Here is a 17,908-nt window from a genome sequence, read left to right as displayed (position 1 = left end):
CAGCTGCGCAGTAGCCTCGCGGGCGTGAGTGAACTCAGCCACGTCGACGAGTCCGGGGCCGCCCGGATGGTCGACGTCTCCGGCAAGACCGCGTCCGCGCGCACCGCGCTGGCCGGCGGGACCGTCCACACCACGGCGGAGGTCGTCGGCCTGCTTTCGGCCAACGGCCTTCCCAAGGGCGACGCGCTGGCGACCGCGCGGATCGCCGGGATCATGGGCGCCAAGCGGGTGCCCGAGCTGATCCCGTTGTGCCATCAGATCGCGCTGTCCGGGGTCAAGGTGGAGTTCGAACTGGCCGAGACCGCCGTGCACATCAGTGCGACCGCCAAGACCAAGGACGTCACCGGGGTCGAGATGGAGGCGCTCACCGCCGTCGCGGTCGCCGGGCTGACCCTGCACGACATGATCAAGGCTGTCGACCCGGCCGCGACGCTCGACAACGTGCGGCTGATCCGCAAGGACGGCGGCAAGACCGGGACCTGGGAGCGGCCATGACCAAGACCGCGCGCGTCATCGTCGCGTCGAACCGCGCCGCGCGAGGCGTCTACGAGGACAAGACCGGCCCGGTGCTCGTCTCCTGGCTGGCCGAGCGGGGCTACGACGTGCCGCCGCCGGTCGTCGTCGAGGACGGCGACCCGGTGGGCGTCGCGCTGCGGGCCGCGGTGTCCGACGGGGTCCAGGTGATCCTCACGACCGGCGGCACCGGCATCTCGCCGACCGACCGGACTCCGGACGTCACCCGCGCGGTGCTGGATTACGAGCTGCCTGGCGTCGCGGACGCGATCCGGGCGGCCGGGCTGCCGAAGGTGCCCACCGCGGTGCTCTCGCGCGGCGTGGCCGGAGTCGCGGGCCGGACCCTCGTGGTGAACCTTCCGGGGTCGAGCGGCGGCGTGAAGGACGGTCTCCGGGTCTTGACGGACATTCTCGACCACGCGGTGGACCAGCTCGCCGGTGGCGACCACCCGCGCGAGGCAGTGCCGTCGGGTCCGTTGGTCCGGATTCTGCGGGCGGATGTGAGCGACCGGCCGCTGTCGGTCGAGGAACACGCGCAACTGGTGGAGGACGACGCGGCGGGCGCCGTGGTCACGTTCTCCGGCGTGGTCCGCGACCACGACGGCGGCAAGGGCGTGCGCGATCTGACCTATGAAGGCCACCCCACGGCCCGAGACGTGCTCGCCGAGGTGGTCAACGACCTGGCGGCGCGCTGGAAGGGCGTGCGGGCGGTGGCGGTGAGCCATCGGGTCGGGGCGTTGGCGATCGGCGACGTCGCGCTTGCCTGCGCGGTCGCCGCCGAGCACCGCGGTCAGGCGTTCACCGCGTGCGCGGAGCTGGTGGACGAGGTGAAGGCGCGGCTTCCGGTGTGGAAGCACCAGCACTTCACCGACGGCACCGACGAATGGGTCAACTCTCCCTGACCACCTCGTGAGTGGCGATGCCGGTTCTAACCGGCATCGCCACTCACGAGCCCGGACACGACGAAGGGCCCCACCGCCAGGGGATTGACGCGGTGGGGCCCTTCGGGCGTTCTGTCACAGCAGCGGCTGCGCCGGAACCAGCCTCACGAGGAGGCCAGGGTTCACTTGGTGGCGAGCTTCTGGCCGACCACGATGAAGTTCGCGTTCGGCACGTACTGCTTGTTCAGGTCCTGCAGCTTCTGGTAGCCGCCCTGGACGTTGTGCTCCTTGGCGATCTTCGAGAGCGTGTCGCCCGCCTTGACGGTGTAGTCACCGTTCGGGTTCGAGCTGGCCACAGCCGCCACCTGCTTGGTGACCTGCTTCTTCGGCGCAACGCTCTTCGGGGTCGCCTTCTTGGCGGTGCTCTTCTTCGAGGTCGCCTTGTGCGAGGAGGCCGAGCTGCCGGCCTTCTTGCTGCACACCGGCCACGCGCCGGGGCCCTGGCCCTGCATGACGCGCTCGGCGACGGCGATCTGCTGCTCACGCGACGCGCCCTGCGGGCTGCCGGTGCCGCCGTAGGCCTTCCAGGTGCTCTGGGTGAACTGGAGGCCACCGTAGTAGCCGTTTCCGGTGTTGGTGCTCCAGTTGCCGCCGCTCTCGCACTGCGCGATGGCGTCCCAGTTGGTCGCCGACGCGGGGGTCGCGGCGATCGCGAGGGGGGCGCCGACCGCGATACCCGCGACTGCGACACGGGCAATGGTGCGGGTGGCGGCGGACATCTTGCGGTGCTTGCCTCGGTAAGACATCTGAAAACTTCTCGATTCCTGCGCCTACGAGCTCGATGCTGCGGGTCGGGTTGGGAGCCCGTCCGTCCGTTGCCGGGCGGCTGACGCGGACGTCGCACGACGCGCCGTCTTCGTCCCCTCGTCTCTGTCCGGAAATGCTTTCGCTCGGGGTATGGGTCCGGGGATCCGTTGGACAGAGCTGGGCGCTACGGATTCCCGGTGTTGCTTGGTCGGTCGGGGCCAACCGAAAAGCGACGGTACGTAATTCGCGGCGTGATCGGAAATCATTCGGGGTGTGACCTACGTCACAGTAACGGCACGCAACCTGTCTCGATCCGCCTGTTTCCGCTGGTCAGAGCGTCGTTATCTGCCCGTTTTCTTGCCGAGATATTTCACGGATCGTGAGGCTTGGGTCACGTCGATAACGCGTCAAGGGACCATTCGCGGCAGATAAGGGCGGGCACTCTAAACCACTCGTCAACGGTCGGCCACTGTCCGCCGAGTGGTTCTTTGAGCTGCGGAAATACGCCGTGAGCGAAACGCTTCGGAGAGTAGGGATAAAGCGTGCCGACCGCTCAGCGCGCCGGTGCCGCCATTCGCCGTGGTCCGGACCAATCGGCCGGAAACCGCCGCTCCGGCCGTGCACGCGGCGCTCAGCCGCGTGCACGGGGCCTTTCCGGTCGGTCATCCGCCGGCGAACGGCGGGAGGACGTCCAGGTAGGAGCCGTCACCGAGCGCGCGGCCGCGATCGCGGACCGCCACCTCGTTGACCAGAAAGCTCGCCGCGTCGAGAACGCGGGAAAGTTGCCCGGGGTGCAGCTCGCGCAGCGCCTGGACGGCGTCCGCCACTGTCGCGCCCGCCGCCAGCTCCACCTTCTCCTCCTCGGTGCCCGCCGCGGCCCGCGCCGAGGCGAAGTACCGGACGACGACCGTCACCGGGGAAGAAGGCGCCGTGGGAGAGGTCATGGGCTCAACCGCCGATCGCGCTCATCGGCCGGATCGGCTGCGCGAAGCCGGCCTCGTTGATCTCGTGGCCCGCGAGCTTGCGCCACATCGTGTCGCGCCACGCGTCCGCCACCTCCTCATCGCGCGCGCCCGCGCGCACGAGGGCGCGCAGGTCGGTCTCGTCGTTCGAGAAGAGGCAGGAGCGGACGGCGCCGTCGGCGGTCAGCCGGGTGCGCTCGCAGGCGGAGCAGAACGGCCTGGTCACGGACGCGATCACGCCCACGTCGCCCGGTCCGCCGTCGACCAGCCAGCGCTCGGCGGGCGCGCCGCCGCGCGGGGCCGGGAACGGGGACAGGGTGAAGGCCTCGCCGAGCATCGCGAGGATCTCCTCGGCGGTGATCATGTCGAGGCGGTTCCAGCCGTGCTGCGCGTCCAGCGGCATCTGCTCGATGAACCGCAGGTGGTAGCCCTCTTCGAGGGCGAACCGCAGCAGCGGGACCGCCTCGTGCTCGTTGTACCCGCGCATCAGCACGGAGTTGATCTTGACCGGCGACAGCCCGGCGTCGCGGGCGGCGGCGAGGCCGGCCAGCACGTGCGGCAGCCGGTCGCGGCGGGTCAGTTCGGCGAAGCGCTCGCGGTCGATGGTGTCCAGCGACACGTTGATCCGGTCGAGCCCGGCCGCCACGAGGCCGGGGGCGCGTTTGGCCAGCCCGATCCCGTTGGTGGTCATGGACACCCGGGGACGGGGTTCGAGCGCGGTGATTCGCTCGATGATGCCTTCCAGTCCCGGGCGCAGCAGCGGTTCGCCGCCGGTCAGCCGGATGTCGGTGACGCCGAGCATCTCGACCGCGATCCGCATGAGCCGGACCAGTTCGTCGTCGGAGAGCACCTGCTCGCTCGGCATCCAGTCGAGGCCCTCGGCCGGCATGCAGTACGTGCAGCGCAGATTGCACCGGTCGGTGAGGGAGACCCGCAGGTCGGTCGCGACGCGGCCGAAGGAATCGACGAGACCGGGGTGCTCGGGCCGGGGCGTGCCGGACGGGCCTCGGTTGCCGGGGACGCGAGGAAACCCGAGATGTACTGCTGTCATTACGCTCAGGATAGCTTGCGCGGCCTGAAAAGGCAGGCTTGCGAAAAGCTGGAAAACCACCCTCGGTTCCGATGTGGAGGCACTCGGTGAGCACCGCTGAGACGAATGGTGAGCTGACTCACTTCGCCGCGCTGGCGGCTCAGCTGCGCACGCACGTCGTCCTCCGGCACGCCCGCGACGCCGCCCTCGAAGGACTCTCGGCGACCGAACTCCAGGCTCTCGAACTCGCCGGGCAGACCGCCGATTCCCTTACCCCGGGCCGAATCGGGCAGCTCACCGGCCTGTCGACGGGTGCGGTGACCGGCGTCCTCGACCGGCTGGAGAAGTCCGGTCTGGTGCTCCGCGAACGCGACCGGACCGACCGCCGCAAGGTGCTCGTGACGATCACCGAGGCGGGCCGGGAACGCCTCGACGCGATCTCCGCGCGGGTCGCACGGCGTCTTGCCGGGGTGCTCGCGGAGTTCACTTCCGCAGAACGGAAAGTCCTCGGGCGTTATCAGTTCGCAATGCTCGAAGCGTTACGCGAAAATGCGCATCCCGCATAGCTTTTCCGCATCTGCGGGGATAATGTTCCGGCCATGCCGCAATTTCGGTTGTCCGAGGCCGCTCGGCTGCTCGGCGTAAGTGACGACACCGTCCGCCGGTGGGTTCGGGCGGGTCAGTTGACCGCGACGGACGACGCCGCCGGCCGCAAGGTCGTCGACGGCGCTCAGCTCGCCGGGTTCGCCCGGGCCCAAGCCAGCGAACCGGACGACCCGTCGGCGGTCGGCCGCTCCGCCCGCAACCGCTTCGTCGGACTCGTCACCGAGGTCGTCGCCGACAAGGTGATGGCGCAGGTCGAACTGCAGTGCGGGGCGCACCGAGTGGTGTCACTGATGAGCACCGAGGCGGTCCGCGAACTCGGGCTGCGCCCGGGCGTGCTCGCGGTCGCCGTGGTCAAGGCGACCACCGTCGTGGTGGAAACTCCGGAAGGATCCCGATGAAGAAGCTCGCCCTCGTCGCCGCGGCGGCGATCGCGTTGTTCGCCAGTGCCTGCAGCTCCGGCGACCAGCCCAGCTCGAATCCGGGTGCGGGTTCCGCGTCCGCGCCCGCTCCGGGAGGCGGCACGCTGACGGTGTTCGCCGCGGCCTCGCTCACCGAATCCTTCAACGTGCTCGGCAAGCAGTTCGAGGCCGCGCACCCGGGCGTCAAGGTCGTCTTCGACTACGAGGGTTCGTCCGCGCTCGTGCAGAAGCTGGACAACGGGGCCAAGGCGGACGTGTTCGCCTCGGCCGACCAGAAGAACATGGACAAGGCCGTGCAGGACGGCGTGATCGACGGCCAGCCGACGGTCTTCGCCACCAACAAGCTCGCGATCGCCGTGGCCAAGGGCAACCCGAAGGGCATCAAGACCTTCGCCGACCTGACCAAGCCGGGCCTGAACGTGGTCGTGTGCGCGCAGCAGGTGCCGTGCGGTTCGGCGACGCACAAGGTCGAACAGAGCACCAAGACCACGCTCAAGCCGGTGAGCGAGGAGACGAACGTCAAGCAGGTGCTGGCCAAGGTCCAGTCGGGCGACGCCGACGCCGGACTGGTGTACGTCACCGACGCGACCTCGGCGGCGGGCAAAGTGGACAAGGTCGACTTCCCGGAGTCGTCGGGCGCGGTGAACCAGTACCCGATCGCGGCCGTCAAGAACGCTCCGCAGGCGGCGCTGGCGAAGCAGTTCACCGACTTCGTCCTCGGGGAGCAAGGCAAGGCCGAACTGGCCAAGATCGGCTTTGGCCCTGGCAAGTAAGGCGGGCGCGGCGGCCGAGACCCGGCCGCCGCATGCCCGGGTTCCGCTGATCCTCTGGTTCCCCGCCGTCGTCGCGCTCGCGCTTGTGGTGCTGCCGGTCGTCGGCCTGCTCGTGCGGTCCGATCTGACCCGGTTGCCGTCGCTGCTGGTCACGTCGTCGTCGCTGAACGCGCTCCGGCTGTCGCTGACGACCGCCGCACTGTCCACAGTGGCCTGTGTGGTGCTCGGCGTTCCGCTGGCGATCGTGCTGGCCCGCTCCCGGGTGCCGGGCGTGCGGATGCTGCGCTCGGTGGTGCTGCTTCCGCTCGTACTGCCGCCGGTGGTCGGCGGCCTTGCCCTGCTGTACCTGCTGGGGCGCAAGGGTTTCCTCGGCATCCTGATCAACTGGCTGACCGGCGAGCAGGTGCCGTTCACGACGGCCGCGGTCGTCATCGCGCAGACGTTCGTGGCGATGCCGTTCCTCGTCGTCAGCCTGGAAGGCGCGCTGCGCGGCTCCGGCGACCGCTATGAACAGGTCGCCTCGACGCTCGGCGCGCGCCCGTGGACGGTGTTCCGCCGGGTGACGCTGCCGTTGCTGCTGCCCGCGCTGGGCTCCGGCGTCGTGCTGAGCTTCGCTCGCGCGCTGGGGGAGTTCGGCGCGACCATCACGTTCGCGGGCAGTTTGGAAGGCGTGACCCGGACGCTGCCGCTCGAGGTCTACACGCAGGCCGAAGTGGACATCGACAGCGCGGTCGCGCTCGCGTTGCTGCTCATCGTGGTCGCGATCCTGGTCATCGCGCTCGCGCGGCCGCGGTCGTGGGAAGGCGGGCTGCGGTGACCCTGTCGGCGAAGCTGGCGTTGAGCCGCGGCGAGTTCTCGCTCGACGTCGAGTTCACCGTGCCCGGCGGCTCCGTGCTCGCGCTGCTCGGGCCCAACGGTTCCGGGAAGTCCACTGTGCTCGGCAGCCTCGCCGGTCTGCTGCCGGTGACGTCGGCCGACGTCACGCTCGCCGACCGGCGGCTGGCCGGGAACGGTGTCGACTTGCCGCCGCACGAACGGCGGATCGGCCTGCTGTCCCAAGACGCGCTGCTGTTCCCTCATCTGTCCGCAATGGACAACGTCGCGTTCTCGCCGCGCTCGACCGGTGCCAGCCGGGCGGAGGCACGGGCGATCGCCTCGCGATGGCTGGCCGAAGTGGACGCGGCGGAGTTCGCGAACCGGCGGCCGAGCCAGCTGTCCGGCGGACAGCAGCAGCGGGTGGCGATCGCCCGGGCGCTGGCTTCCGCGCCGGACCTGCTGTTGCTGGACGAACCGTTCGCCGCGCTCGACGTGGACTCGGCCCCGGCGATCCGCGGCTTGCTGCGCCGAGTGCTGCGCGACGGCCCGACGACCGTGCTGGTCACGCACGACCCGCTGGACGCGTTGGCTCTTGCCGACCACGTGGCGGTGATGAACGGCGGCCGGATCGTCGAACGCGGCCCGACGCGCGAGGTGCTGGCCGCGCCGCGGACGCCGTTCACCGCGCGGATCGCCGGGTTGAACTTGGTATCCGGAACAGCGGTGGACGACGGATTGCGCACGCCGTCCGGCGAAGTGGTGACGGGTTTGCTGACGCCGGACACCGTGGTGGGCGAGGCGGCGGTCGCGGTGTTCGCACCGAACGCGGTCGCGGTCTACCCGCACGACGGCGACCACCACGGCAGCCCACGCAATACGACCGACGCCGTCGTGGCGGCCCTGGAACCGCACGGACCGGTGATCCGAATCCGGACTGAGGGCAGCGGCTGGGCACACGGCCTGACCGCCGACCTCACCCCGGCGGCGGTGGCCGAACTGGCGCTGGAACCCGGTTCGGCGGTGGCGCTGTCGGTGAAGGCGGCGACTGTGGCGGTACACCCGGCTGCGGCTTCCTGAGCCTCGCTTCCCCCGCGTGGTTTCGGTTCTTCGCTCCCGCTGATGTCTGTGAGGGGAACCCTGACGGAATCTGATTCCGTGAGGGTTCCCCTCACAGACGTTCGCCTCGGCGGACCGCGTCCATCGGCCAAGGGCGACTTCGCGCACCGCGGCCGCTGTGCCCGCTATTGAAAAACCCCAATGCCACATTGGGTGCGTGGGATGCACCGAATGCCACATTGGGTGCGTGGGATGCACCGAACGCCGCATTGGGTGCGTCAGATGCACCCAATGCGGCATTGGGGCGCAAGCGATCCCGCTCAGCCGCCGTGGTGGTGGCCGCCGCCGGGGTGGACGTGGAATTTCGCCACCTCGGGCGGGTGGACGACGAACGGCCGCATCATGCCCTCGTCCTCGTGGTCGAGGATGTGGCAGTGGTACATGAACTCGCCGGTGCCGCCGCTGAACTGGCCGGCGACGCTCACCCACTGCCCGGGGTTCACGATGATCGTGTCCTTCCACCCCTCCTCGTACTTCTCCAGCGGGACTTCCGCGAACCCGTCGATCGGCCGGGAAGTGCGCTCGGCGGCCGGGTCGAACGTCGTGGCGAAGCTGCGGCGGAAGAGCGCCTGGAATTCGGTCAGGTGGATGTGGAACGGATGCGCGGGCCCGCCGTTCGCGACGTGCACGATGTTCCACACCGCCCATTTGCCGTGGTCGATGAAGATGCCGGTGGTGTCGTCGAAGAGCCGCCCGATCATCCGGAACGTCTTCAGCCCGCCCGCCGGGTCGTTGATCTGGATGATGCCCTTGCCGCCTGGATCGGCGTCGACCTGTTCGAGGTCCCACATCTCCGGATGCCCGCTCGCGTTGAGCAGCAGCGCGACCCAGACGTGGTCGTGGTCCTCGGGCAGCGTCGAACCGTGCTTGATCCGGACGTACGACGACGAGAGCTTTTCGGGCAGCTCGAACGAATCGTGCCGCGCGCGGCTTTCCACCCGGAACTCCATGACGTCCGGTTCGACCCCGCCGAGGTTGGGATCGGCGTTGCGCAGCTTGAGTTTCTGCCCCTGGAACCGGCTGAAGTCGATCAGCACGTCGAACCGTTCGGCCGGCGCGACGGTCAGCCCGCCGGACGGCAGCGGCGCTGGAGCGGGCAGCAACCCGCCGTCGGTGCCGATCAGGCGGACGGCGTCGTTCCGCGGCACGTTGTTCTCGTCGACCAGGTTCAGCGTGAAGAACCGTTCGTTGGCCGCGTTGAGCAGCCGGAAGCGGTACCACCGCGCGCTGACGTCGAGGTGCGGCCAGATCACGCCGTTGACCAGCGTGAACGGACCGGAGAACGGGATCATCGGCCCGTTCGGCACGTACGGGAACTTGTACAGCAGTTGCCCGGTGAGCGCTCCGGTCTCCGGGTCGGTGTCGAGGTTGCGGTCGGTCAGGATCAGCGGCAGTTCGCGATCGCCGCCGGGCAGGTCGAGCTCGTCCTCCTCGTCGTCGCGGATCAGGTACAGCCCGGCAAGGCCGGTGTGGACGTTGAACCGGGTGATCGCCATGGCGTGGTCGTGGTACCAGAGCGGCATCGCCTGCTGCCGGTTCTGGTACTCGGCGAGCTGCGAAGTGCCCCGGAGGCCGGCGTTGTGCGCCCATCCGTCGTTGCTCGCGTTGGTGCGCGCGCCGTGCAGGTGAACCACGGTCCAGGCGGGCAGGTCCGCGACGCCGTCGACGATCGAGTAGCCGGGCCGGTCGAGCTCGCGGCCGGGGCGGGTGGTCGGTCCGTCGCCCACCGGTCCTTGCACGGCGACCAACGGGAACTCGCCTGCTATTTCGTTCGACCACGAAATCCGCAGTTGTTTGCCGCTGCGCACTTCGATTGTCGGTCCCGGGAAATGCCCGGCATAAGTCCACAATGTACTCGGCGGCAATTGCGAGTGCAGTCGTTGCCGCTTCGCCACCATCGGAATGGTGATCATGTCCTGTCCCCACCACGGCGGCCGCAGCACCGGCGGAACCGGCAGCGGGTCAAGGAACTTGGTGAGCCCCCAGTTCGGCCCGGTGATCGGGGCCGCGGCGGCGGGCCGGTCGACAATTTCTGTCATCAGGTTGTTCCCCCTTCAAGACAAGGGGCAGGAAGAATTGCGCCACGGCGAATACGCCGGAGCTTACGGAAAAGATTCCCCCGAACCCCCTCGGTAACCAGTCCCGCGACTCCCCTCGCGTTACCGGCAATTTCCACTGTAGCCGTTTTCGTCGTATGCCGCAGGCGTCTCGCGCGCGTGATAGGTTTTCGCGCATGAGCGAAGGCCGGTGGACGTATCTCTCCGACATGGACGGTGTGCTGGTCAGGGAGGAACACCTCGTCCCGGGGGCGGACGAGTTCCTCGACGAACTGCGGAACAACGGTATCGACTTTTTGGTGCTCACCAATAACTCGATCTACACCCCGCGCGACTTGCGGGCGCGGCTGCTGCGCACCGGTCTGGACATCCCCGAGGAGTCGATCTGGACCTCGGCGCTGGCGACCGCGAAGTTCCTCGCGTCGCAGCGGCCGAACGGCTCGGCGTTCGTGATCGGCGAGGCCGGGCTCACCACGGCGCTGCACGAGGTCGGCTACGTCCTGACCGAGCGCGACCCGGACTACGTCGTGCTCGGCGAGACCCGCACGTACAGCTTCAGCGCGATCACCCGCGCGATCCGGCTGATCGAGGGCGGCGCGAAGTTCATCGCGACCAACCCGGACGCGACCGGCCCGAGCGTCGAGGGCTCGATGCCTGCCACCGGGTCCGTCGCCGCGCTGATCGAGCGGGCCACCGGGCGCTCGCCGTACTACGTCGGCAAGCCGAACCCGCTGATGATGCGGTCCGCGCTGCGCCGGCTGGGCGCGCATTCGGAGTCGACGCTCATGATCGGCGACCGGATGGACACCGACGTGCACTCCGGGATCGAGGCCGGACTGCAGACCATTCTGGTGCTCACCGGCATCTCGAACGAGGAATCGGTGGAGAACTACCCGTACCGGCCGACGAAGGTGATCGGCTCGGTCGCCGACCTGATCGGGCGAACGCTCGACCCGTTCGGCGAAGGCTGACCGCCCACCGCCCGGGATCAGGGCATATCGTCGAACGATGAGCGTCTATGTGGTGGGCGACGTCCACGGGCACCGGGACGCCCTGGTTGACGCACTGCGCGCCGAGGGCCTGGTCGACAGCGACGGCAAGTGGGCCGGCGTCGACGACCGCTTGTGGTTCCTCGGCGACTTCACCGACCGCGGCCCGGACGGCGTCGGGGTGATCGACCTCGTGCGCGAGCTGCAGGAGCAGGCGGCGGAGGCGGGCGGCTCGGTGCAGATGCTGCTCGGCAACCACGAGATCCTGCTGCTCGGGATGTACCACTTCGGCGACCGCCCGGTGCCGTCCGACTTCGGGCCGCGCAGTTTCGCGCGCAGCTGGGAGATCAACGGCGGCCTGCTGTCGGACCAGGACCGGCTCACCCCCGAGCACATCGAGTGGCTCACCGAACGCCCGCTCGTCGCGGTCGACGAGGACCACCTGCTGCTGCACTCGGACACCCTCGAGTACCTCGACTGGGGCGAGGACCTCGACTCGATCAACGCCACCGCGCACGACATCCTCTCCGGCAGCAACATCGAGGCCTGGTGGGACGTGTGGCGGCGGATGACCACCCGGTACGCCTTCCGCGGCCCGGACGGCGAGGAGAATGCCGACCGGCTGCTCAACGCACTGGGCGGCTCGCGGATCGTGCACGGGCACAGCGTGATCGCCGACCAGCTCGGCATCCACCCGACGCAGATCGAAGGCCCGTACCTCTACGCCGGAGGGAAAGCGCTGGGCATCGACGGCGGCCTGTTCGTCGGCGGTCCGTGCCTCGTGGTGAAGCTGCCCTTTGAGCCTGAGGACTAGCTGGCCGCGTACCGCAGTTCGAGGATCCCGGACGGGAAGGCGGTGCTCTTCACCAGCCGCAACCGCCGGGCTTCGCCGAGTTCCGGGAACAGCGCCGCACCCTTGCCGGTGACGGCCGGGAGCACCCAGAGCCGGTACTCGTCCACGACGCCGAGCTTGATCAGCGAGTGCAGGAATTCGGTGCCGCCGGCGGCGACGAGATCTTTGCCGGGTTCGGCCTTGAGCTGGGCGATCTCCTCCGCGAGGTCGCCGCTGGCGATCCGGGTCTCGGCCCAGTCCGCGCTGGTGAGCGTTCTCGAGAACACGACCTTGGGGATCGCGTTCATCGCCTTGGCCGAGGGGTGGTCCGAGGTGGGCCAGAAGCCCGCCATGGCTTCGTAAGTGTTGCGGCCCATGAGGAAGGCCCCGGCCTCCCAGAGCTGGTCGACGAAGTATTTCTCCTGCTCGGGGTCGTCGATGGACATCATGACGTCCCGGATGCCGTTGTCGGCGTCGGCGCTCTTGCCGTCGAGCGAGACGTAGAAACCGAGGATCAGCTTGCGTGCGCTTGTCATGCGGCACAGCTTGCTGCCGATGGTTTGGGTTGTCAAGACAAAATTATTTTTCGGTGAGACCCGTGGAGAGGCCGCGAGGCGAACCGAACTGGCCGGTTCGCCTCGCGGCAGGTCAACCGGGGACGGACTTCAGGAGTCGACGATCTCCTTGCCCAGCGGCATCAGCGAGATGGGGATCATCTTGAAGTTCGCCAGGCCCAGCGGGATGCCGATGATCGTGAGGCACTGCAGGGCCCCGGTGATCAGGTGGCCGATGCTGAGCCACAGTCCGGCGACCAGGAACCAGATCACGTTGCCAACGAACGAACCGACTCCGGCTTCGCGGCGGTCGACGACCGTGCGGCCGAAGGGCCACAGCGCGTAGTTCGCGATCCGGAACGACGCGATGCCGAACGGGATCGTGACGATCAGGACGCAGCAGATGACTCCGGCGAACAGGTAGCCCAGCGCCATCCAGAAACCGGCGAGGACGAGCCAGATCGCGTTGAGGATCAGTCGCATCAGACGTACAACTCCCCGCTCACTACGGTGACGGCCTGGCCGCGCAGCAGCACGCGGTCGTCGCGGACTTCGGTGCGCACGGTTCCGCCGCGGGCGGAGATCTGGTGACCGACGAGGGCGTTCTTGCCCAGTTTCCGCGTCCAGTACGGGGCCAGCGAGCAGTGCGCGGAGCCGGTGACCGGGTCCTCGTCGACGCCTACGCCGGGGCCGAAGAACCGGCTGACGAAGTCGTCGCCCGCCGCGGTGATGATCAGCCGTCCGGTCCAGGTGGCGCGCAGGGCGTCGAGGTCCGGCTGTGCCTGGCGGACCGCTTCGACGCTTTCGAGCTCCACGAAGAGGTTCTCGCGCGCCCGTCCGGTGAACTTCGCCGGCAGGTCGAGGATGCGGGAGAGGTCTTCGCCGGTCTCGACGGGCGGGTCGGCGGGGAAGTCCATCTCGATCCAGCCGTCGGCCTTGGTACAGGTGAGCCTGCCGCTGAGGGTGTCGTAAACCTGGTGTCCGCCAAGGACATGCGTGACCGCGATGGTGGCGTGCCCGCAGAGCGAGACCTCGTCGGTCGGGGTGAACCAGCGCAGGGATTTCGCGCCCTCGCCGGCGGCGACCACGAACGCGGTCTCGGAGTGCTTCATCTCCGCCGCGACCTGTTGCATCCACTCGGCGTCCGCGGGTTGCTCGAGCACGACGACGCCCGCCGGATTGCCGGCGAACGCCTGGTCGGTGAAGGCGTCGACTAGGTGGAATTGCATGGAGCCGATCTTGCCCTGCCGCACGGGGGCAGGGCATCGGGGATTAGCCCTGAATTCTCAGCGCACGCCCTCTTCGATCGTCTCCAGCAGCCACGTCCGCAGGTGCGCGCCCGTCGACGGGGTGAAATGCAGCCGGAACCCGCCGTCGGGCAACGGTTCCGAGAACGTCAGGTACCGCCCGCCGTCGGTGTCCACGAACGTCGCCGTCGAGACCGGGCGGAGCGTGCCTTGTCCTGGCCGCAGCGAAAGTTCCACGGTTCCGTGCCGGTGCAGCGGCCACTGCGAGTACCCGGCCAGCGCGTCGCGATCCTGGCGCGACGGCGCGGGCGCCGCGGCGTTGCGTTTCGGCGGCGGGCCCTGGGTGATCGCGACCGGGGAGACGGGCAGCGCCGGATAGGGCGGGAACATGCTCAGCACCAGATCCACCAGCCGCTCCGGCCGGACCTGCTGGAAGCGGAGCCCGTCGTCGACCTGCTCCGAGAACACGCCGAGGCCCTCGCCGATGCACGCCCGGTACAGCACGGTCCCGGACGGCAGTTCGGCCGCGCGCACGATGATCAGCACGTCCGGCCTCGTCCACGCGCGCAGAGTCGCTTCGACATCGCGGTCGAGTTTCTCCGCGTCGGCCAGCCCCCGGCCGCGCAGCGCGGTCCACGCCTCCTCGGCCAGCCGGTTGTGCTCGGTCATCGTCGCGCCCGCGCTGCGGATCTCGAACGGATGCCACGACGCGGGCAGCCCGGTGCGCCGCACCGCCACGTCGGTCTCGGTCCAGCCCAGGGAAAATTCCTCTGGCAACGTCCCAGTCCCCTCGTGCACGAAACAACCCGCACCGAGGGTAGCGGAACGCGCACGACCATCAGCCGCTCGTGCGAGCGCACCCCATAACTAGGGTGGCGGGAAGGTCCGAAATCGAGCTTAGACTCGGGCTCGTCGACGAAGACCGCCACGGGAGGCACCGATGCCTGACGCGCCTGCACTGCCGAGTTACGCCTCCGGGACCTCCAGCGTCCCCCTGCTCGGCGACACGATCGGGGACAATTTCGACCGCACGGTGGCCGCGTTCGGCGACCGGGACGCGCTCGTCGACCGCGAGGCAGGCGCCCGCTGGACCTACCGCGAACTCGCCGCCGAGGTCGACACCCTCGCGCACGGGCTGCTGGCGTCGGGCATAGGCAAGGGCGACCGCGTCGGCATCTGGTCGCCGAACCGGGCGGAATGGACGTTCCTCCAGTACGCGACGGCGAAGATCGGCGCGATCCTGGTCAACATCAACCCGGCCTACCGCTCGCACGAACTGCAGTACGTGCTCAACCAGGCGGGCATCCGGATGCTCGTGGCCGCGGACAAGTTCAAGACGTCCGACTACGGGGCGATGATCGAGGAGGTCCGGCCGAACTGTCCCGGACTGGAAGCGGTCGTGCTGCTCGGCACCTCGTCGTGGACCGACCTGATGGAGTCCGGCCGCGGCGGCGACGCGGAGCGGCTCGCGCAGCTGCAGGCCGGGCTGTCCGCGGACGACCCGATCAACATCCAGTACACGAGCGGCACCACCGGTTTCCCCAAGGGCGCGACGCTCAGCCACCACAACATCCTCAACAACGGCTATTTCGTCGGCGAGCTGTGCAATTACACCGAGGAGGACCGGGTCTGCATCCCGGTGCCCTTCTACCACTGCTTCGGCATGGTGATGGGCAACCTCGCGTGCACCAGCCACGGTTCGTGCATGGTCATCCCGGCCCCGGCGTTCGACCCGAAGGCCACGCTCGCCGCGGTCGCCGCCGAACGCTGCACGTCGCTGTACGGCGTGCCGACGATGTTCATCGCCGAGCTGAACCACCCCGAGTTCGAGACGTTCGACCTCGGCTCGCTGCGCACCGGCATCATGGCCGGATCGCCGTGCCCGGTCGAGGTGATGAAGCAGGTCATCGACCGGATGGGGATGACCGAGGTGTCCATTTGCTACGGCATGACCGAGACGTCGCCGGTGTCCACGCAGACCCGCGCCGACGATTCGGTGGAGCGCCGGGTGTCCACGGTCGGCCGGGTCGGCCCGCATCTGGAGTCCAAAGTGGTCGATCCGGAAACCGGGCTGACCGTGCCGCGCGGCACTCCCGGCGAATTGTGCACCCGCGGCTATTCGGTGATGCTCGGCTATTGGGAGGAACCGGAAAAGACCGCCGAGGCGATCGACGCCGCGCGCTGGATGCACACCGGCGACCTCGCGATCATGGACGACGAGGGGTATATCAACATCACCGGCCGGATCAAGGACATGGTGATCCGCGGCGGCGAGAACATCTACCCGCGCGAGATCGAGGAATTCCTCTACACGCATCCGGACGTGCTGGACGCGCAGGTGATCGGCGTGCCGGACGTCAAGTACGGCGAGGAATTGATGGCCTGGATCCGGATGCGCGAGGGCGCGCAGCCGCTGACCACGGAAGCGGTGCGCGAGTTCTGCCAGGGCAAGCTGGCGCATTACAAGATCCCGCGCTACATCCACGTGGTCGAGGAATTCCCGATGACGGTGACCGGGAAGGTGCGCAAGGTGGAAATGCGCCAGCAGTCGGTGACTCTGCTGGGGTTGGAGCAGGCGGCGTCGCAGAAGCACGCGTGACCTGACACCGGCGGCCGTCCGATGTGGACGGCCGCCGGTTCGCGTCAGGCGGAAGCGGCCGCGGCGGCTTCGGCGAGGGCTTTTTCGTCCTCCTCGCCGAAGGTGTCCTCGAGCTGCTCGGGCGAGTAGTCGAGGTCGATCTGCTCGACCGGCGTGCCCCGCGCGGATTCGATCGCGCCGAGGCGGCGCTGGGCGCGGTCGGCGGCGTACTGGATCAATTCCTCGGGGTCGTTGTCGAACGGGACTTCCTCGAATTGGTCCTGTACCCACTGGATCATGCCGAGCGCGTGCGGCAGCAGTTCGCCCATGCGTTCCTGCACCGCGTCCCACATCGCGTCGTCCGCGGCGACGTGCCGGCGGCAGGTGAACGTGCCCCACGCCATGTGGCGGCGTTCGTCGTCGCCGATGCGGCGCACCAATTCCTGCATTCCCGGCAGGATCTGGTTCTGCGTGCAGATCAGCTGCCACGAGTAGTACCCGGTGAGCGCGAGGCTGCCTTCGATCACGTGGTTGTACGTCACGCTCGCGCGGATCTGGTTGAGCGGACTGGGATCGTCCTCCAGCGCGCGCAGCGACTGCGGCAGCTCCTCGTAGAAAAGCTTGCGGTAGTGCGGGTTTTCCGCGACGTAGGAATGCAGGTCGTCGTCCAGCCCGACGGCGTCCATCCAGCGCCGGAAGACCTCGACGTGCTTGGCTTCCTCGAAACAGAACTGCGTCAGGTACATCTCGTCGCCGAAGCGGCCGGTCGACGACATCGCGCGCATGAACGGCTGGATGTCCTCGGTCACCGCCTCCTCGCCCGCGATGAACTGCGCGACGAGGTAGGTGGTCGAGCGCTGCTGCTCGGGCGTCAGGCTTTCCCAGCCCTCGCGTTCCCTGCTGAAATCGAGGTCCGCCGGGTTCCAGAACTTCTTGTTGCCCTTGACGAACAGCCGCAACGGGAACGAGTCCCAGTTCAGCCCGCCCTTGCGCAGGGACGAGAATCCGCTGCGCAGCTCCGGAAGCGTCTCGGTCATGACTGGCCCTCTCGTTTCACTCCATTGTGGACGAATTGGTCGATGGCGGGGGCGAGCACCGCGAGGACCGACTCGGCGGCCTCGGACGCGGAATGCGTCGGCAGCACCAGGTGGCTGAGCGACAGCCGGACCACCGTTTCGGCGAGCAGCGCGGCGGCCTCCTGGGTGAGCCGGGGTTCGAGCGCGAGGTACTGCTGCGCCGCGAGCTCGGCCGACGCGGTGAGGATCGGTTCGCCGCGCGAGGTCAGCAGGGGGAGCAGATCCTCGCCCGCCTCGGTGCCGAGCGCCGCCGCGATCAGCCGGTTCTCCCTGGCGTGTTCGATCGTGTAGACGACCGCGCCGCGGATGCCCGTGAGCAAACTCTCGGCGTCCTCGAACCGGCAGCGGATGCCGTCGAGGAACTCCGCCGCGACGCGCAGCGCGACGGCCTGCGTGAGCGCCGCCTTGCTGCCGAACTCGTTGTAGACCGTCTGCCTGCTGACCCCGGCTTTCGCCGCCACGTCGGCCATCCGGAGGCCCTGGTGGCCGCGATCGGGGAGCAGGTCCGCGGCCGCGTCGAGCAGCGTTTCGCGAAGTGTCGCCTTGGTCCGCTCGGTGAAGCTGGTCACACCGCCAGCTTGACACAGACTGAATCTGTGTCAAGAACCTTTACCTGGATGGTGCACGTGTACAGCGGACTGTCCGGAACTGT

20 protein-coding genes are annotated in these 17,908 nt (G+C 68.7%); 10 read left to right on the top strand and 10 right to left on the bottom strand.

Features of this window, described 5'->3' with window-relative positions; genetic code table 11:
• Positions 1–24: 24 nt before the first annotated feature.
• Complete coding sequence (gene moaC / locus EIZ45_RS03445; RefSeq protein ID WP_037807821.1) at positions 25–495, top strand: cyclic pyranopterin monophosphate synthase MoaC; 471 nt, start codon at positions 25–27, stop codon at positions 493–495.
• Positions 492–1,415: a molybdenum cofactor biosynthesis protein MoaE gene (locus EIZ45_RS03440; RefSeq protein ID WP_134661886.1), complete on the top strand. Its 924-nt coding sequence runs from the start codon at positions 492–494 to the stop codon at positions 1,413–1,415. Before moaC ends, EIZ45_RS03440 begins: the two co-directional genes overlap by 4 nt.
• A gap of 161 nt (positions 1,416–1,576) precedes the next feature.
• On the opposite strand, the gene EIZ45_RS03435 is transcribed toward EIZ45_RS03440, so the two are convergent.
• The 3 genes from EIZ45_RS03435 to moaA all read right to left on the bottom strand — a co-directional run bounded on the left by EIZ45_RS03435 (position 1,577) and on the right by moaA (position 4,214).
• Entirely contained in the window at positions 1,577–2,200 is a 624-nt protein-coding gene (locus EIZ45_RS03435) for a transglycosylase family protein (protein ID WP_043827300.1), read from the bottom strand.
• A 663-nt stretch (positions 2,201–2,863) separates the two neighbouring features.
• Complete coding sequence (locus tag EIZ45_RS03430; RefSeq protein ID WP_043827301.1) at positions 2,864–3,145, bottom strand: MoaD/ThiS family protein; 282 nt, start codon at positions 3,143–3,145, stop codon at positions 2,864–2,866.
• A 4-nt stretch (positions 3,146–3,149) separates the two neighbouring features.
• Entirely contained in the window at positions 3,150–4,214 is a 1,065-nt protein-coding gene (gene moaA / locus EIZ45_RS03425) for a GTP 3',8-cyclase MoaA (protein WP_134661885.1), read from the bottom strand.
• 86 nt (positions 4,215–4,300) lie between these two features.
• On the opposite strand from moaA, the gene EIZ45_RS03420 reads away from it, so the two are divergent.
• From EIZ45_RS03420 to EIZ45_RS03400, 5 genes are read left to right on the top strand one after another with little or no spacing between them, the layout of a single operon-like run.
• A complete protein-coding gene (locus EIZ45_RS03420) occupies positions 4,301–4,759 on the top strand; it encodes a MarR family transcriptional regulator (RefSeq protein WP_235146560.1) in 459 nt (152 codons plus the stop codon).
• 33 nt (positions 4,760–4,792) lie between these two features.
• Entirely contained in the window at positions 4,793–5,197 is a 405-nt protein-coding gene (locus tag EIZ45_RS03415; RefSeq protein ID WP_009083933.1) for a molybdopterin-binding protein, read from the top strand.
• Positions 5,194–5,991 carry a molybdate ABC transporter substrate-binding protein gene (modA, locus tag EIZ45_RS03410; protein WP_134661884.1) on the top strand — a complete coding sequence of 266 codons (798 nt, stop codon included), beginning with the start codon at positions 5,194–5,196 and terminating at the stop codon, positions 5,989–5,991. The genes EIZ45_RS03415 and modA overlap by 4 nt, the downstream gene beginning before the upstream one ends.
• Before the next feature lie 49 nt (positions 5,992–6,040).
• On the top strand, positions 6,041–6,808 hold the full coding sequence (locus EIZ45_RS03405; RefSeq protein ID WP_037809276.1) for an ABC transporter permease: 768 nt from the start codon (positions 6,041–6,043) through the stop codon (positions 6,806–6,808).
• A complete protein-coding gene (locus EIZ45_RS03400) occupies positions 6,805–7,884 on the top strand; it encodes a sulfate/molybdate ABC transporter ATP-binding protein (RefSeq protein ID WP_134661883.1) in 1,080 nt (359 codons plus the stop codon). The genes EIZ45_RS03405 and EIZ45_RS03400 overlap by 4 nt, the downstream gene beginning before the upstream one ends.
• A gap of 299 nt (positions 7,885–8,183) precedes the next feature.
• Here the strand turns inward: EIZ45_RS03400 and EIZ45_RS03395 are convergent, their stop codons facing one another.
• A complete protein-coding gene (locus EIZ45_RS03395) occupies positions 8,184–9,962 on the bottom strand; it encodes a multicopper oxidase domain-containing protein (RefSeq protein WP_134661882.1) in 1,779 nt (592 codons plus the stop codon).
• A 194-nt stretch (positions 9,963–10,156) separates the two neighbouring features.
• Between EIZ45_RS03395 and EIZ45_RS03390 the strand changes: the two genes are divergently transcribed.
• Together EIZ45_RS03390 and EIZ45_RS03385 are read left to right on the top strand one after the other, a co-directional pair.
• Positions 10,157–10,951 carry an HAD-IIA family hydrolase gene (locus tag EIZ45_RS03390; RefSeq protein WP_037807803.1) on the top strand — a complete coding sequence of 265 codons (795 nt, stop codon included), beginning with the start codon at positions 10,157–10,159 and terminating at the stop codon, positions 10,949–10,951.
• 37 nt (positions 10,952–10,988) lie between these two features.
• Positions 10,989–11,783, top strand: coding sequence for a metallophosphoesterase (locus tag EIZ45_RS03385; RefSeq protein WP_037807802.1), 795 nt, complete (start codon positions 10,989–10,991; stop codon positions 11,781–11,783).
• Here EIZ45_RS03385 and EIZ45_RS03380 read toward each other — a convergent pair.
• The 4 genes from EIZ45_RS03380 to EIZ45_RS03365 all read right to left on the bottom strand — a co-directional run bounded on the left by EIZ45_RS03380 (position 11,780) and on the right by EIZ45_RS03365 (position 14,400).
• Positions 11,780–12,337 (bottom strand): dihydrofolate reductase family protein, encoded by a 558-nt coding sequence (locus EIZ45_RS03380; RefSeq protein ID WP_134661881.1) that lies wholly within the window; start codon positions 12,335–12,337, stop codon positions 11,780–11,782. The two genes, EIZ45_RS03385 and EIZ45_RS03380, sit on opposite strands and share 4 nt — an antisense overlap.
• Before the next feature lie 129 nt (positions 12,338–12,466).
• Complete coding sequence (locus tag EIZ45_RS03375; RefSeq protein WP_134661880.1) at positions 12,467–12,838, bottom strand: YccF domain-containing protein; 372 nt, start codon at positions 12,836–12,838, stop codon at positions 12,467–12,469.
• Positions 12,838–13,584 carry a PhzF family phenazine biosynthesis protein gene (locus EIZ45_RS03370; RefSeq protein WP_134661879.1) on the bottom strand — a complete coding sequence of 249 codons (747 nt, stop codon included), beginning with the start codon at positions 13,582–13,584 and terminating at the stop codon, positions 12,838–12,840. The genes EIZ45_RS03375 and EIZ45_RS03370 overlap by 1 nt, the downstream gene beginning before the upstream one ends.
• Positions 13,585–13,641: 57 nt before the next feature.
• Positions 13,642–14,400: an ESX secretion-associated protein EspG gene (locus EIZ45_RS03365; RefSeq protein WP_134661878.1), complete on the bottom strand. Its 759-nt coding sequence runs from the start codon at positions 14,398–14,400 to the stop codon at positions 13,642–13,644.
• A gap of 142 nt (positions 14,401–14,542) precedes the next feature.
• Here EIZ45_RS03365 and EIZ45_RS03360 point away from each other — a divergent pair, with 142 nt between their 5' ends.
• Positions 14,543–16,201: an AMP-binding protein gene (locus EIZ45_RS03360; RefSeq protein WP_037807793.1), complete on the top strand. Its 1,659-nt coding sequence runs from the start codon at positions 14,543–14,545 to the stop codon at positions 16,199–16,201.
• A gap of 44 nt (positions 16,202–16,245) precedes the next feature.
• Here EIZ45_RS03360 and EIZ45_RS03355 read toward each other — a convergent pair whose 3' ends face one another.
• Together EIZ45_RS03355 and EIZ45_RS03350 are read right to left on the bottom strand one after the other, a co-directional pair.
• Positions 16,246–17,217 (bottom strand): R2-like ligand-binding oxidase, encoded by a 972-nt coding sequence (locus EIZ45_RS03355; RefSeq protein ID WP_043827309.1) that lies wholly within the window; start codon positions 17,215–17,217, stop codon positions 16,246–16,248.
• A complete protein-coding gene (locus tag EIZ45_RS03350; RefSeq protein ID WP_134661877.1) occupies positions 17,214–17,825 on the bottom strand; it encodes a TetR/AcrR family transcriptional regulator in 612 nt (203 codons plus the stop codon). The genes EIZ45_RS03355 and EIZ45_RS03350 overlap by 4 nt, the downstream gene beginning before the upstream one ends.
• Between the last annotated feature and the right edge of the window lie 83 nt (positions 17,826–17,908).

The organism is Amycolatopsis sp. CFH S0740 (genome assembly GCF_004522315.1).
Taxonomy (GTDB): domain Bacteria; phylum Actinomycetota; class Actinomycetes; order Mycobacteriales; family Pseudonocardiaceae; genus Amycolatopsis; species Amycolatopsis nivea.
This window is presented reverse-complemented; position numbering and strand designations above follow the sequence as displayed.